Here is a 14,328-nt window from a genome sequence, read left to right as displayed (position 1 = left end):
CCTAGGCGCCTTGTTCCAGGAAGCGCATCGACAGGTCGATCGCCTTGACGTCCTTGGTCAGGGCGCCGCTGGAGATGCGGTCGACGCCGGTCTCGGCGATGGCCTGGAGGGTCGTCTCGTCGACGTTGCCCGAAGCCTCGAGGATGGCGCGCCCCTCGTTGCGGCGCACCGCCTCGCGCATGTCGTCGAGCGAGAAGTTGTCGAGCATGATGATGTCGGCGCCGGCGGCCAGTGCCTGGTCGAGCTCCTCGAAGGTCTCCACCTCCACTTCCACCGGCAGGTCGCGGGCGATGCGTCGGGCTTCCTCGACCGCCGCGGCGATGCCGCCGCAGGCCGCGATGTGGTTCTCCTTGATCAGGAAGGCGTCATAGAGGCCGATGCGGTGGTTGAGGCCGCCACCGCAGGTCACGGCGTATTTCTGCGCCAGGCGCATGCCGGGCAGGGTCTTGCGGGTGTCGAGGATGCCCACGCCGGTGCCGTCCAGCAGGTCCACGTAGTGCCGGGTGCGAGTGGCGGTGGCGGACAGCGTCTGCAGCAGGTTCAGCGCCGCGCGCTCGCCGGTGAGCAGGCTGCGTGCCGGTCCCTCCAGCTCGAGCAGCGGCGCCCCGGCCTCGAGGCGGTCGCCGTCGGCGGCCTGCCAGCGCAGTGCCACCCGGGCGTCGAGGCGGCGGAACAGCTCGTCGACCCAGGCCACGCCGCACAGCACCGTCGGCTCGCGGGTGATCACCCGGGCCCGGGCCCACTCCTTCTCGGGGATCAGCTCGGCGGTGATGTCACCGGGGCCGACGTCCTCGGCCAGCAGCCGGGCGGCGCTGTTGCGGATCTCTTCGGCGAGGGCGTCCTGATAATGCATGGTGGCGTGGCCTCTGTGCGGGGAAGCTAGGGGCGTTCATTATAGGGGAAAGGTCAGGACCGACGTCAGGGGGAAAGATGCCGATTCACGAAGGCTGGCTGGCGGATGCCCGGCGGGTGCCGTCGCCCAACCACAACGCACGTCCGGCCGGCGAGGTTTCGCTGCTGGTGCTGCATTCCATCAGCCTGCCGCCGGGCGAGTTCGCCGGCGATGCCATCGAGCGGCTGTTCACCAATCGCCTGGAGCCAGACGCCCACCCGTTCTTCGCCGAGATCGCCGGGCTTCGGGTCTCCGCGCACCTGCTGATTCGTCGCGACGGCGAATGCGTGCAGTTCGTGCCCTTCCACGATCGGGCCTGGCACGCCGGCCGCTCGCGCTGGCGGGACGGCGGGGTCGAGCGCGAGGGGCTGAACGACTTCTCGGTGGGTATCGAGCTCGAGGGCGACGAGGTTTCGCCCTATACCGCGGCCCAGTACGAGGCCCTGGCCCGGGCGACCCGAGCGCTGCTGGCGGGCTATCCGGCGATGAGCGAGGCGCGCATCACCAGCCATGCCCATGTCGCGCCACTACGCAAGACCGACCCCGGGCCGGCCTTCGACTGGGCCTATTTTCGCCAGCGCCTGGCCGCCACGGCCATTCTTTCGTAATAAAACTGTTTTATAAAAGCCCATGGCGTGTCGAGGAAACGTGTCGGCGAAGCGGCGATGAAATCGGATAACGCCGTCGATCTGGCTCGATTCAGCAGGAAACGGGAACTGGCATCCGATTTCAAAGTTTTGAAAAGGCTTTCCATGTCTGCTTCAATTGGCAGTCGGCAGCGTTTGCGGTATCGTCGGCGCACCCGCCGACTTTAGTCGTGCTGACTTGTAAAACGACTACAACAGAAATATTCCGGCATGGAGGTGATCCTTCCATGACCGTCATCATGCGCCACACCCCCTTGCTGGGGGCTGTTGCCCCCAACGTCATTCGGAGAGACGTCTATGAGTCTTGAGACAAGAGAAGATCTCGATCCGGTCGAAACCGCGGAATGGTTGGATTCCCTGGAATCGGTACTGGATCGCGAGGGCGAGGAACGTGCCCGGTATCTGATGACCCGCCTGGCGGATCGCTATCGCCATGACGGCATGCAGGTGCCTTTCTCGGTCACGACGCCGCACCGCAACACCATTCCGGTGCACCGCGAGGCGCCGATGCCCGGCGATCTCTTCATGGAACGTCGTATCCGCTCGCTGATCCGCTGGAACATGGCTGCGATGGTGACCCGGGCCAACAAGGCCAACAAGGGCATCGGCGGCCACCTGGCCAGCTTCATGTCCTCGGCGACCCTCTATGACGTGGGCTTCAACCACTTCTTCCGCGCGGCCAACGGCGACTTCAAGGGCGACCTGGTGTTCATCCAGGGCCACAGTGCGCCGGGCATCTATGCGCGCTCCTTCCTGGAAGGGCGCCTCACCGAGGCGCAGATGGACAAGTTCCGCCAGGAAGTCGACGGCGACGGCCTGTCCTCCTATCCGCACCCCTGGCTGATGCCGGACTACTGGCAGCTGCCCACCGTGTCCATGGGCCTCGGCCCGATCATGGCCATCTACCAGGCCCACGTCATGAAGTACCTGGACCAGCGTGGCCTGCAGCCGATGCAGGACCGCAAGGTCTGGGCCTTCCTGGGCGACGGTGAGTGCGACGAGCCGGAGACCCTGGGGGCGATCCACCTGGCCAGCCGCGAGAAGCTCGACAACCTCAACTTCGTCATCAACTGCAACCTGCAGCGTCTCGATGGCCCGGTGCGTGGCAACTCCCGCATCATGGACGAGCTCGAGGGCGTGTTCCGCGGTGCCGGCTGGAACGTCATCAAGGTCGTCTGGGGTCGCCACTGGGATACCCTGTTCGAGAAGGACAAGAAGGGCGTCCTGCAGAAGCTGATGGACGAGACCGTCGACGGCGAATACCAGAACTGCAAGGCCAACGGTGGCGCCTATACCCGGGAGCACTTCTTCGGCAAGTACCCGGAAACCGCCGAGATGGTCAAGGACATGTCCGACGAGGACATCTGGAAGCTCAACCGCGGCGGCCACGACCCGTTCAAGGTCTATGCGGCCTACCACGAGGCCTTCCACAACGACAGCGGCCGTCCCACCGTGATCCTGGCGCACACCGTCAAGGGCTACGGCCTGGGGGCCGCTGGCGGCGAAGCCGACATGGAAGCGCACCAGATCAAGTCCATCGACGATCAGGACGTGCTCAAGAGCTTCCGCGACCGCTTCGGCATCCCGGTGTCCGACGAGGCCATCGAGAACGAGATGCCGTACTACAAGCCGGGCGACGACAGCCCGGAGATGAAGTACATGCATCTCCAGCGCGAGCGCCTGGGCGGCTACCTGCCGGCGCGCAACCCGGATTTCGAGGCGCTCGACATCCCGGGTCTCGACGACAAGATCTTCGCCTCCCAGACCGCCGGCTCCAAGGGCCGTGAGGTCTCCACCACCATGGCCTTCGTGCGGATCCTGAACGGTCTGGTCAAGCACAAGGGCTTCGGCAAGCAGGTCGTGCCGATCGTGCCCGACGAGGCGCGGACCTTCGGCATGGAAGGCATGTTCCGTCAGCTCGGCATCTACACCTCCGAGGGCCAGAAGTACGAGCCCATGGACAAGGGCCAGCTGATGTTCTACCGCGAGGACAAGGCCGGCCAGGTGCTCGAAGAGGGCATCACCGAGGCCGGCGCCATGTCCTCCTGGATCGCCGCCGCGACCTCCTACAGCAACCACGGGCTGCCGCTGCTGCCGTTCTACATCTACTACTCGATGTTCGGCTTCCAGCGCATCGGTGACCTGGCCTGGGCCGCCGGCGACATGCAGGCGCGCGGCTTCCTGGTCGGCGGCACCGCCGGTCGTACCACCCTCAATGGCGAGGGCCTGCAGCACCAGGACGGTCACAGCCTGATCCAGGCCTCGACCATCCCCAACTGCCGCAGCTACGACCCGACCTACGCCCACGAGGTCGCGGTCATCGTGCAGGACGGTCTGAAGCGCATGTTCGCCGACAAGGAGAACTGCTTCTACTACCTGACGGTGATGAACGAGAACTACGAGCAGCCGGCCCTCGAGGAGGTCCCTGCCGACGACATCATCAAGGGCATGTACCTGCTGCGCGAGACCCAGGGCGACAAGCGGGTCCAGCTGATGGGCTCCGGCACCATCCTGCGCGAGGTCGAGGCCGCCGCCGAGATGCTCGCCGAGGAGTGGGGCGTGGGCGCCGACATCTGGAGCGTCACCAGCTTCAACGAGCTGCGTCGCGAGGCCCTGGAAGTCGACCGTCAGGCGTTCCTGCATCCGGCCGACGAGCCGGGCAAGCCGCACGTCACGCGCTGCCTGGAAGGCCGTGAGGGTCCGGCCATCGTCTCCACCGACTACATGAAGCTGTACGCCGACCAGGTCCGCGCCTGGGTGCCGACCGACTATCATGTGCTCGGAACCGACGGTTTCGGCCGCTCCGATACCCGCGAGAAGCTGCGTCACTTCTTCGAGGTCAACCGCTACTTCGTCACCGTGGCCGCGCTCAAGGCGCTGGCCGACCGCGGCGAGATCGATCGCAAGGTCGTCGGCGAGGCCATCGAGAAGTACGGTATCGACCCCAGCAAGCCGAGCCCGCTCTCTGTCTGAGGCGTCGACCGACCGGTGGCATGGCGGGCCTGTCGAAAGGCCCGCCCCGTGAAGAGTTTGAAGGAGCGCGACCTTGAGTAGCGAAATCATCAAAGTGCCCGACATCGGTGGCGACACCGATGTGGAAATCATCGAGATCGCGGTGGCGGTCGGCGACGTCATCGCCGCCGAGGACTCCCTGATCACCCTGGAATCCGACAAGGCTTCCATGGACGTGCCGTCGCCCAAGGGCGGCAAGGTCGTCAAGGTGCTGGTCAAGGAAGGCGACACCGTCTCCGAGGGTGACGACATCGTCGAGCTGGAGGTCGAGGGCGGCGGCGACGCCGAGCCCGAGCAGCCCGCCGAAGCCGCCGAGCCCGCCTCGAAAGCGCCGGCCGAGCCGGCCGCGGAGTCCCGGCCGGCGCCGGCCGCCAAGCCCGCGTCCGGCGGCAGCCAGACCGTGGACATCACCGTGCCCGACCTGGGCGGCGCCAGCGACGTCGAGATCATCGAAGTCGCGGTGTCCGAGGGCGACGAGGTGGCCGCCGAGGACACCCTGATCACCCTGGAGTCCGACAAGGCCTCCATGGACGTGCCGAGCCCGCACGCCGGCAAGATCGCCAGCTTCACCGTCAAGGAAGGCGATACCGTCTCCGAAGGCGACGTGATCGGCACCATCCAGATCGCCGGTGGCGCCGACGAGGCGCCGGCCGAGGAAGCCGAGTCCGCACCCGCCGAGCAGGCTCCGGCCGCCGAGGCCGCCCCGGCCGAGGAAGCCAGCGGCGAGCCCGAGCGTCGCGAGGTTCGCGTGCCGGACCTGTCCGGTTCCAGCGACGTGCCGGTGATCGAGATCGCCGCCAGCGTCGGCGACGAGGTGGCCGAGGAAGACCCGCTGATCACCCTGGAGTCCGACAAGGCCACCATGGACGTGCCGAGCCCGTTCGCGGGCAAGCTGGTCGAGCTGACCGTCAAGGAAGGCGACACCGTCTCCGAAGGTGACCTGATCGGCTACATCGAGACCGCCGGCGCCGCGCCGAAGGCCGCTCCTCAGCAGCAGAGTGCGCCCAAGGCCGAGGCCCCGGCCAAGTCGGAACAGCCGGCCAAGGCCGCCGCGCCCGCGAGTGCCCCGGCCAGCGCCGAGAAGCCGCGTGACGGCAAGCGCGTGCACGCCGGTCCGGCGGTGCGCATGCTGGCCCGCGAGTTCGGCGTCGATCTCGCCCTGGTCAAGCCCAGCGGTCCCAAGGAGCGGGTGCTCAAGGAAGACGTCCAGGCCTACGTCAAGCAGGTGATGTCGGGTCAGGCCAAGGCACCGGCTGCGGCGCCGGCCGCGGCCGAGGGCGGTTCCGGCATTCCGCCGATCCCGGACCAGGACTTCAGCCAGTTCGGCGAGGTGGAAGAGAAGAAGATGGGTCGCCTGATGAAGATGGGCGCCACCAATCTTCATCGCAGCTGGGTCAACATTCCGCATGTCACCCAGTTCGACGAGGCCGACATCACCGAGCTCGAGGCCTTCCGCAAGTCGATGAAGGCCGAGGCCGAGGCGCAGGGTGCCAAGCTCACGCCGCTGCCGTTCCTGATCAAGGCCTGCGCCGTGGCGCTGCAGAAGTTCCCGCAGTTCAACGTCAGCCTGAAGAGCGACGGCGAGACCGTGGTGCAGAAGAAGTACGTGCACATCGGCATCGCCGTGGATACGCCGGACGGCCTGATGGTTCCGGTGATTCGCGACGCCGACCAGAAGTCGCTGATCGATCTGGCCAAGGAGTCCGTGGAGCTGGCCAAGAAGGCGCAGTCGAAGAAGCTCAAGCGCGAGGAGATGACCGGTGGCTGCTTCACCATCTCCAGCCTGGGCTCGATCGGCGGCACCGCCTTCACGCCGATCGTCAACCCGCCGGAAGTCGCCATCCTCGGCGTCTCCAAGGCGTCGATGAAGCCGGTGTGGGACGGCGCGGCCTTCCAGCCGCGGCTGATCATGCCGCTGTCGCTCTCCTTCGACCACCGGGCGGTCAACGGCGCCGACGGGGCGCGCTTCACCGCCTTCCTCGGCCAGATGCTGACGGACATCCGTCGCCTGCTGCTCTGATCGAGAACGAGTGAGCCACGACCGACGGCGCCGCAAGGCGCCGTCGGCGTTTCCGGGCCGGGGAATACCAAAGTGCTAGAACCGCCAGCTCCTTGATCGCACGGGATTTTCTCGCGCACTCAGGGCCTTGTGGCCCGTGTGTCGCTTGTGTGACGACGGTCGCCCCGGTATGGTTCGCTATTCTCCATTTCTCCTCTTTTTCGAATCCACCACCACTTCCAAGGAGCAGTTCGATGCGAGTGATCCTGTTGGGCGCGCCGGGCGCCGGCAAGGGAACCCAGGCCCAGTTCATCTGCGAGCGCTACGGCATTCCGCAGATTTCCACCGGTGACATGCTGCGTGCCGCCGTCAAGGAAGGCAGCGAGCTGGGCCTCAAGGTCCAGGAGATCATGACCACCGGCGGCCTGGTATCCGATGACATCATCATCGCCCTGGTCAAGGAGCGCATCGCCCAGCCGGACTGCGCCAACGGCTTCCTGTTCGACGGCTTCCCGCGCACCATTCCCCAGGCCGACGCCATGAAGGAAGCGGGCGTGAAGCTCGATCACGTGCTCGAGATCGCCGTGCCCGACGAGGAAATCGTCAACCGCCTGGCCGGCCGTCGCGTGCACCCGGCCTCCGGCCGCGTCTACCACGTCGACCACAATCCGCCGAAGGAAGAGGGCAAGGACGACGTCACCGGCGAGGCGCTGATCCAGCGCGACGACGACAGCGAAGCCACCGTGCGCAATCGCCTGTCCGTCTATCACGAGCAGACCGCACCGCTGGTCGACTACTACCAGCAGTGGGCGCAGCAGGAACCCGATGCCGCGCCGGCCTACCACAAGGTGGAAGGCGTGGGCAGCGTCGACGACATCACCGGGCAGGTGATCGCCGCCCTCGAGAGCTGAGAAAAGGCTGTCCGGTTTCTGCGCTCCGGCGGCGGCCAGGCTAGGCGCCCCCACCTGTCTTCGCTCGCGACGGAATCCCGCACTTTTCTTCATTCCGGCCACGGCCCGCATCGCGCGGGCCGTTGTCGTATAATGCCCCGACACTTCCCGCACCGTTAGAGACCCATGCCGATCCTGCTGGCCCTGGATGCCTCCTCGAGCGCCTGCTCCGCCGCCCTGCTGCGGCGTCGCGAGGGCGTCGACGACGAGGTGATCTCCCGCTTCGAACTCACTCCCCGAGCCCATACCCGCCGGTTGATGCCGATGGTCGACGAGGTGCTGGCCGAGGCCGGCGTCGCCCCGGCCGAGCTGGACGCGGTGGCCTATGGCCATGGCCCGGGGTCCTTCACCGGCCTGCGCATCGCCGCCGGCGCCGCCCAGGGCCTGGCCTTCGGCCTCGACCGCCCGCTGCTCGGGGTCTCGACCCTGCAGGCGCTGGCCCTGGGCGCGCATCTCCGCCAACGCTACCGCTACCTGGTCACCGCGCTGGACGCGCGCATGGGCGAGATCTACGCCGCCGCCTGGCAGTGCTTCGACGGCCGCGTCGAGTGCCTGGCCGAGGAGGCGGTGCTGCCGCCCGAACGGCTGCGCCTGCCCGAGGCCCATGCCGATCACGACTGGGTCGGCGTGGGCTCCGGCTGGACCCTGTGGGACGCCATGCCGGCCGACGTGCAGGCCGGCATGAGCCTGTGCCTGCCCGAGCAGGAGGCCGCCGCCGAGGACATGGTGCGCCTGGCCGCCGATGCCTTCGAGGCCGGTGAAGGGCGCCCGGCCGCCGAGGTGCTGCCGGTCTACCTGCGCGACCGGGTCGCCTGGCAGAAGAGCCGATGAGTGCGGTCGCGGCCAACGACGCGGCCCTGGCCGCGCGCTGGGGGCTGCCCGACGCCGACGCGCTGGCGTCGGGCGAGGCGCCGCCGCTGCGGCTCGGCCGCGAGAACGGCCGGCTGGTGCTGGCCGGCGATGCCAAGCGTTACGGCAAGCCGCTGGCGGTGGACTTCGTCGAGGGCAAGGCGGCCCACCGGCGCCGCTTCGGCGGCGGCCGCGGCCAGCTGATCGCCAGGGCCTGCGGGCTCGGCAAGGGCGCCACGCCCTCGGTGGTGGACGCCACCGCGGGGCTCGGCCGCGATGCCTTCGTGCTGGCGACGCTCGGCGCCGAGGTGCTGATGGTCGAGCGGGTCGCGTCCATCGCCGCACTGCTCGAGGACGGCCTGGCGCGCGCCATGGCGGACCCGGACACCGCCGAGATCGCCGCCCGGCTGCGCCTGGCCCATGGCGACGCGAGCCGCGAGCTCGCCGACCTGGTGGCGCAGTCTTCCATCGCGCCCCAGGTGGTCCATCTGGACCCGATGTTTCCCCATCGCGAGAAGTCGGCGCTGGTGAAGAAGGAGATGCGGCTGTTCCGCGAGCTGGCCGGAGACGACGCCGACGCGCCCAGGCTGCTGGAAGCGGCGCTGGACGTGGCGACCCATCGGGTGGTGGTCAAGCGGCCACGCAAGGCGCCGCCCATCGAGGGGCCTGCGCCGCGCCACGTGCTGGAGGGCAAGACCAGCCGTTACGACCTCTATGTCCATCGTGCCCTGAGCGACTAGTCCCCGCTAGTCGCCCGGCGTCGCCGCATGCTCTCCGGAGGCTCCTCGCGCGGCGATCCGCCGGGCGGCGATCCGCTCCAGCCGATGGCGCAGCGCCGGGTCGAACAGCGTCCGGCTGCGCCGCGCGGCCTCGCGCAGAGTCTCTTCATAGTGCAGGCGGTCGTCGCGGACCGTCAGCCAGCCCTCGCGTTCCAGGCTTTCCAGCAGGCCGTCGAACAGCCTTGCGTCGAAGAATTCCGGGGCGTCGCGCCCGGTGAGCCGTGCCAGGCGCTCGGCGAGCTGGCGGGCGTGACTCGCCAGGCCGTCGTGGTCGAAGTGGCCCGGCGCCTCGCCGAGCAGGGCAGCGACCAGCAGGTAGCCGCGCTCCAGCGTCGGACGGATCAGCCGTCCCAGCATGCGCAGCTGTTCGGCCTCGGCCAGCCCCTCGGCGCGTCGCCATCCCTGTCCTTCCTCGATCAGCAGCCCGGCCTCGGCGAGCTGGGCGAGGGTGGCGTCCAGCGCCGCCTCGAAGTCGGCCGGCGCCTCGATCGACAGCTCGTGCTCCAGCACCGGCCAGCCCGGTGCCAGCAGCGCCGCCAGAGCGTCGCGGCCATGGCGGGCCTGATGACGAAAGGCGAAGGCGACGAGGCCGGCCAGTGCGTAGAGGTGCAGCACGTTGTTGCGATACCAGGCCAGGCGGCCCGCCTGGTGGTCGTCGGCGGCCACCAGGTCGCCCAGCGGGTGCGGTCGATAGTCGAGCAGTCCCAGGGCGCGGGCGTGATCGATCCAGTCCCGTGGGCTGCCGGGGGGCAGGGGGTGGCCCTCGTCGCCGGGGCGCGGGCGCTTGAGCTCGGCCAGCAGCGCGAGCTGGCGTTCGAGCAGCTCGGCCTCGATGGCCCGGTGCGGCGTGGCCAGCAGCCCCAGGGCGACCAGGTTCACCGGATTGAGGGTGGCGGCGGCGTTGATGCGCCGGGCCAGGGTCTCGCCCAGCCGGGACACCGCCGAGGCGCGCCAGGTCGGACGGGGCTCGCCGATGGCCGCGCGCCAGTCCGGTTGATGGGTGTCCAGGAAGGTCGCCAGGTCCAGCGGCTCGCCGACGTTCACCGTGACCCGGCCGTAGGGCTCGCGCAGCCTGCCCAGCACGCCGAGCAGCGCCAGCGGACTCTCCTTGCGCTTGGCGCCGCCGGCCAGCTCGCGCCGGTAGCTGGCCTCCTCGAGGATGCGCTCGTAGCCGATGTAGACCGGCACGAACGACAGCGGCCGGCCGGCGGCGGGGCGACGCAGGAAGGAACCCAGGGTCATGGCCAGCATGCCCGGGCGTGGCGCCAGCAGCCGGCCGCTGCGCGAGCGCCCGCCCTCGATGAAGTACTCGAGGCTGTGGCCGCGGGACAGCAGGCGGTGCAGGTACTCGTCGAAGACCCGCGCGTAGAGCGGCTGACCGCGGAAGCTGCGGCGCAGGAAGAAGGCGCCGCCACGGCGCAGCAGGGGGCCGATCACGGGCATGTCCAGGTTGCGGCCGGCGGCGATGTGCGGCGGCATCAGCCCCTGTTCGTAGAGCACGTAGGACAGCAGCAGGTAGTCGATATGGCTGCGGTGGCAGGGCACGTAGACCAGGGTGTGGTGCCCGGCCAGCGCCTTGACGCGCTCGATGCCGCGCAGGTCGATGCCGTCGTAGAGGCGGTGCCACAGCCGGCCGAGCAGGCCGTCGAGGAAACGCAGCGCCGGGTAGCTCATGCTGGCGGCGATCTCGCGGCCGTAGCGCCCCGCACGGCGGCGCAGCCGCTCCCGACGGGCCTCGTCGCCGCCGGCCTGCTTGTCGATGGTGGCCTGGACCTCGGGGCTCGCCACCACGCCGGCGATCAGGGTGCGGCGGTGGGACAGGTCCGGCCCGAGCACCCGCTCGCGCACGCGCCGGAAGTGGACGCGCAGCAGGCGGGCGGCCTTGCGCTCGAGGAGGGCCGGATCGCGTCCGTCAGCCAGCTCCGAGAGGCGCAGCGGTGCGCCCAGGTGCACCTCCAGGTCGCGGCCGTTGACCAGCACCGCCAGCAGGCGCCGAAGCCGCCCGGTGAGCCGCCAGTCGTCGGCGGCCAGCAGCGGCCAGAGGCCGAAGCGCTTGCCCGGGGCGCGACCCCAGAACACGCTCACCGGCACCAGCTGCACGTCCTCGCCGCGCTCGATCAGGTGCCGCAGGAGGGTCGGTTTTCGCTGCCGCCGGCGCGGGTCGGGCAGGGCCAGCAGGGGAGGCGGTGCCTCATCGCCCTTGGACCGACGCACCGCCGCGGACGGCAGGCCGTCGCGCTCGGTCAGGCATTCGAGCAGCAGGCGGTCGGAGAGCGCCGGGCGGGGCAGCACGTAGACGGTCGGCAGCTCGGGATCGAGGCCCAGCGCCTCGGGGGCGGGTTCGCGGTGGCGCACCCGCACCCAGGCATGGAGCAGTCGGCGCAGCGGGCGCCAGCGGGAGTCGGCCATCCGATTGCCTGTGTGGTCGCATGTGCGGCCAGTATACGCATGCCGGCCGCACCGGGTCAGGCGTTGGCGGTCCGGCTTTTCCCGCCTCGGCAAACGTGCGTCAATGGCCGCCTGTCATCATGGCCAGGGAGGCGTCATGCACGGCATGTGGCGAGAGGGGAATCGGTTCGAGTTGCTGCCCGAGGCGTCGCGCTTCCTGCCGGCCATGTTCGAGGCCGTTGATGGCGCCCGCCACTCGGTGCTGGTCGAGCTCTACCTGATGGAGTCCGGGCGCCTGGCCAGTGCGGTGATCGAGTCGCTGAGCCGCGCCGCGGCGCGCGGCGTGACGGTGCTGCTACTGCTCGACGGCTATGGCGCCATGGGGCTCGCCACCGAGGATCGCCGGCGGCTCGAGTCGGCCGGCGTGGCGCTGCGCTGGTTCAATCCCCTGGGCTGGCATTCGCTGGCCCGCAACCTGACCCGCGACCATCGCAAGCTGGTGGTGGTGGACGGCGAGGTGGCCTTCACCGGCGGCTTCGGCCTGGTCGACGAGTTTCTCGAGGCCTGGTACGAGGTGGCCCTGCGCATCCGGGGGCCGGTGGTGGCGGACTGGGTGCGGCTGTTCTCGAGCCTGTGGGACTCGCCGCTGAGCCGCGGCGCGGGCGCGCCGGCGCTGGTACACGGCCTGGGCGGCGACAGCCCCGTTCGCGAGGGCTATCACGGCATGCGTGGACGCGTGGTCTGGGGCCAGGGCTATCGCTACCAGGCGATCCGCCACTCGCTGCAGCGGCGGGTGAGCGGGGCGCAGCGGCGCATCTGGATCTGCACGCCCTATTTCGTGCCGACCCTGAGCCTGCGGCGTCGTCTGGTGCGCGCCGCCCGCCGCGGTGTGGAGGTCTGCCTGCTGCTGCCCGGGGCCAGCCACGACCACCCCGGGGTGCGTTACGCCGGCCAGCGCTTCTACGGGCGGATGCTGCGCGCCGGGGTGCGTATCTTCGAGTTCCAGCCGTCGTTCATCCACGCCAAGTTCACCCTGGCCGACGACTGGGTCAGCCTGGGGTCGTGCAACTTCGATCACTGGAGCCTGCAGTGGAACCTGGAGGCCAATCAGGAGGTGGATGACGCACGGCTGGCCGGTGAGGTGGCCGAGCTGTTCCAGCGCAACTTCGCTGCCAGCCGCGAGATTCACGTCGAGGCCTGGGCGCGCCGGCCGCGGCTGCAGCGCCTCAAGGAGTGGCTGTACGGCACCCTGGATGGATGGCTGACGCGGCTGCGCTAGCCAGGCGTCGCCCGGAGCTGGAAGAACGCCCGCTTCGCGGGCAGAAGCTGGAAGCTTGAAGAAAACCCGTGACCCCGAGGTCGTCGGGCTCATGCGGTCTTCCAGCTTACTTCTTGCGCTTCGGTTTTCCCTTGCCCTTGCCCTTGCTCTGGCCGGCGGGCTGCTTGCGGCGCGGCTTGGGCTTGGGCGTTTCCGGCGGCACTCGGAAGTGGAGATAGAGATCCAGCACCAGCTCGGGCAGCTGGGCGGTCAGGCTCTCGAGGCGGTCGCCGTCCTTGGCCAGCTCGGCCATGTCCGGCTCGTCGCCGAACAGCCCGGAGAGCAGCATGAAGGGCAGCAGCAGGGTGGCGGCGGTCTCCTCGTCCTCGGCGAACCAGGCCGGCTCGTCGAGGAACACGCCTTCCATGAAGCCGGCGCACCAGTCGCCGATCGGCGTCTCCTCGGGCGGCACGCCGCCAAGCTCGAGATCGAACGGCAGCTCGGGCAGGCCGCCGCCCTCCAGGACCTCGATGGCGGTGGCACGCAGCTGCTCCAGCAGCCCCAGCACCTCCTCGCGTTCGGCGTCGTCGGCGAAGGTCGGCTCGCCGTGGAAGAGCTCCGCCACCCAGGTGGCCGGGGGCACGTCGCTGGGCGAGACGGCGAGGGCGACCAGGAAACCGTGGGCGCCGATCAGGTCCAGGGCGTCGGCGTCGACGCCGTCCGACTCGAGAAAGTCGTCCAGGCGGTCCAGGGCCTCGTCGTCGAGGAGCGGCAGGGGCTGTGGCTTGTCGTCTGACATGTCTCTCACTCGCTGGTGTCGGCGGGGCTTTACGCCATCTAAACGGAGCGCCATTCTAGCATCCCATGACCGCTCCCGCGCTGCCCGACCCCGACCCGCACTGGCTGGCCGGCCTCGATGCCGAGGCCGGGCGGGCGGCACTGCGCGAGCGGGTCGAGGCCGCCTATGCGCTGTGCCGCGAGGTGCATCCGGCCCTGCCGCGGCCCGGCGTGTGGCTGGACCTGCGCGGCCGCTCGGCGGGGCAGGCACATTTCGGCCGCGGCGGACTGCGCTTCAATCCGGTGCTGTTCGACGAGAATCGCCACGCTTTTCTGGTCGAGGTGGTGCCCCACGAGATGGCCCACTGGCTGGTGCATCACCTCGAGGGCGGCCCCCAGGCCAAGCCTCACGGCCATGAATGGCGCACCGTGATGCGCCGGCTGTTCGGGCTCGCGCCCCGCACCACCCATCGCTTCGACACCGGCCGCGCGAGCCCCGCGCCGCATCGCTACCGCTGCGGCTGTCGCGAGCACGCCTTCACCGCGCGGCGCCATGACCTGGCCCGCTCCGGGCGCGCCTACCGTTGTCGACATTGTGCCGAGACCTTGGTCTATATGGGCCTAAGGGATCTTGATGAACCCTCTTAAGGTATTGTTATAGAAAAGAAAAACGTTCATACCAATGTCTAAGGGGAAGGCGCGTCAACGGAGGAGTATGCTGAAATCATCTTATGGCGCCGGTCGCCGCGATCGGCATCGTCAACCTGAAGGGACCAC

Annotated in this window: 11 protein-coding genes; 8 read left to right on the top strand and 3 right to left on the bottom strand. The window is 69.2% G+C overall.

Annotated features, from left to right (window positions below; genetic code table 11):
• Position 1 precedes the first annotated feature (1 nt).
• A complete protein-coding gene (gene nadC / locus QWG60_RS13555; RefSeq protein WP_146909959.1) occupies positions 2-853 on the bottom strand; it encodes a carboxylating nicotinate-nucleotide diphosphorylase in 852 nt (283 codons plus the stop codon).
• Between the two features lie 77 nt (positions 854-930).
• On the opposite strand from nadC, the gene ampD reads away from it, so the two are divergent.
• The 6 genes from ampD (at position 931) to QWG60_RS13525 (ending at position 9,089) form a co-directional block, all read left to right on the top strand.
• Positions 931-1,500: a 1,6-anhydro-N-acetylmuramyl-L-alanine amidase AmpD gene (ampD, locus tag QWG60_RS13550; RefSeq protein WP_106487915.1), complete on the top strand. Its 570-nt coding sequence runs from the start codon at positions 931-933 to the stop codon at positions 1,498-1,500.
• A 336-nt stretch (positions 1,501-1,836) separates the two neighbouring features.
• Positions 1,837-4,512 (top strand): pyruvate dehydrogenase (acetyl-transferring), homodimeric type, encoded by a 2,676-nt coding sequence (aceE, locus tag QWG60_RS13545; RefSeq protein WP_035597529.1) that lies wholly within the window; start codon positions 1,837-1,839, stop codon positions 4,510-4,512.
• A gap of 73 nt (positions 4,513-4,585) precedes the next feature.
• A complete protein-coding gene (gene aceF, locus QWG60_RS13540; RefSeq protein WP_146909957.1) occupies positions 4,586-6,571 on the top strand; it encodes a pyruvate dehydrogenase complex dihydrolipoyllysine-residue acetyltransferase in 1,986 nt (661 codons plus the stop codon).
• A gap of 233 nt (positions 6,572-6,804) precedes the next feature.
• The gene (gene adk / locus QWG60_RS13535; RefSeq protein ID WP_046078245.1) at positions 6,805-7,461 is read left to right on the top strand and encodes an adenylate kinase; all 657 of its coding nucleotides are present in this window, start codon (positions 6,805-6,807) and stop codon (positions 7,459-7,461) included.
• Between the two features lie 165 nt (positions 7,462-7,626).
• Complete coding sequence (gene tsaB, locus QWG60_RS13530) at positions 7,627-8,331, top strand: tRNA (adenosine(37)-N6)-threonylcarbamoyltransferase complex dimerization subunit type 1 TsaB (RefSeq protein WP_146909954.1); 705 nt, start codon at positions 7,627-7,629, stop codon at positions 8,329-8,331.
• Positions 8,328-9,089 carry a class I SAM-dependent methyltransferase gene (locus QWG60_RS13525; RefSeq protein WP_107181534.1) on the top strand — a complete coding sequence of 254 codons (762 nt, stop codon included), beginning with the start codon at positions 8,328-8,330 and terminating at the stop codon, positions 9,087-9,089. Before tsaB ends, QWG60_RS13525 begins: the two co-directional genes overlap by 4 nt.
• A 6-nt stretch (positions 9,090-9,095) precedes the next feature.
• On the opposite strand, the gene plsB is transcribed toward QWG60_RS13525, so the two are convergent.
• A complete protein-coding gene (gene plsB, locus QWG60_RS13520) occupies positions 9,096-11,537 on the bottom strand; it encodes a glycerol-3-phosphate 1-O-acyltransferase PlsB (RefSeq protein ID WP_107181533.1) in 2,442 nt (813 codons plus the stop codon).
• A 136-nt stretch (positions 11,538-11,673) separates the two neighbouring features.
• Between plsB and QWG60_RS13515 the strand changes: the two genes are divergently transcribed.
• Positions 11,674-12,795: a phospholipase D-like domain-containing protein gene (locus tag QWG60_RS13515; protein ID WP_107181532.1), complete on the top strand. Its 1,122-nt coding sequence runs from the start codon at positions 11,674-11,676 to the stop codon at positions 12,793-12,795.
• Between the two features lie 106 nt (positions 12,796-12,901).
• Here the strand turns inward: QWG60_RS13515 and QWG60_RS13510 are convergent, their stop codons facing one another.
• Entirely contained in the window at positions 12,902-13,573 is a 672-nt protein-coding gene (locus QWG60_RS13510) for a YecA/YgfB family protein (protein WP_146909952.1), read from the bottom strand.
• 65 nt (positions 13,574-13,638) lie between these two features.
• Here QWG60_RS13510 and QWG60_RS13505 point away from each other — a divergent pair, with 65 nt between their 5' ends.
• Positions 13,639-14,199 (top strand): SprT family zinc-dependent metalloprotease, encoded by a 561-nt coding sequence (locus QWG60_RS13505; RefSeq protein ID WP_146909950.1) that lies wholly within the window; start codon positions 13,639-13,641, stop codon positions 14,197-14,199.
• The last annotated feature ends 129 nt before the right edge of the window (positions 14,200-14,328 follow it).

The organism is Halomonas halophila (genome assembly GCF_030406665.1).
Classification (GTDB): Bacteria; Pseudomonadota; Gammaproteobacteria; order Pseudomonadales; family Halomonadaceae; genus Halomonas; species Halomonas halophila.
This window is presented reverse-complemented; position numbering and strand designations above follow the sequence as displayed.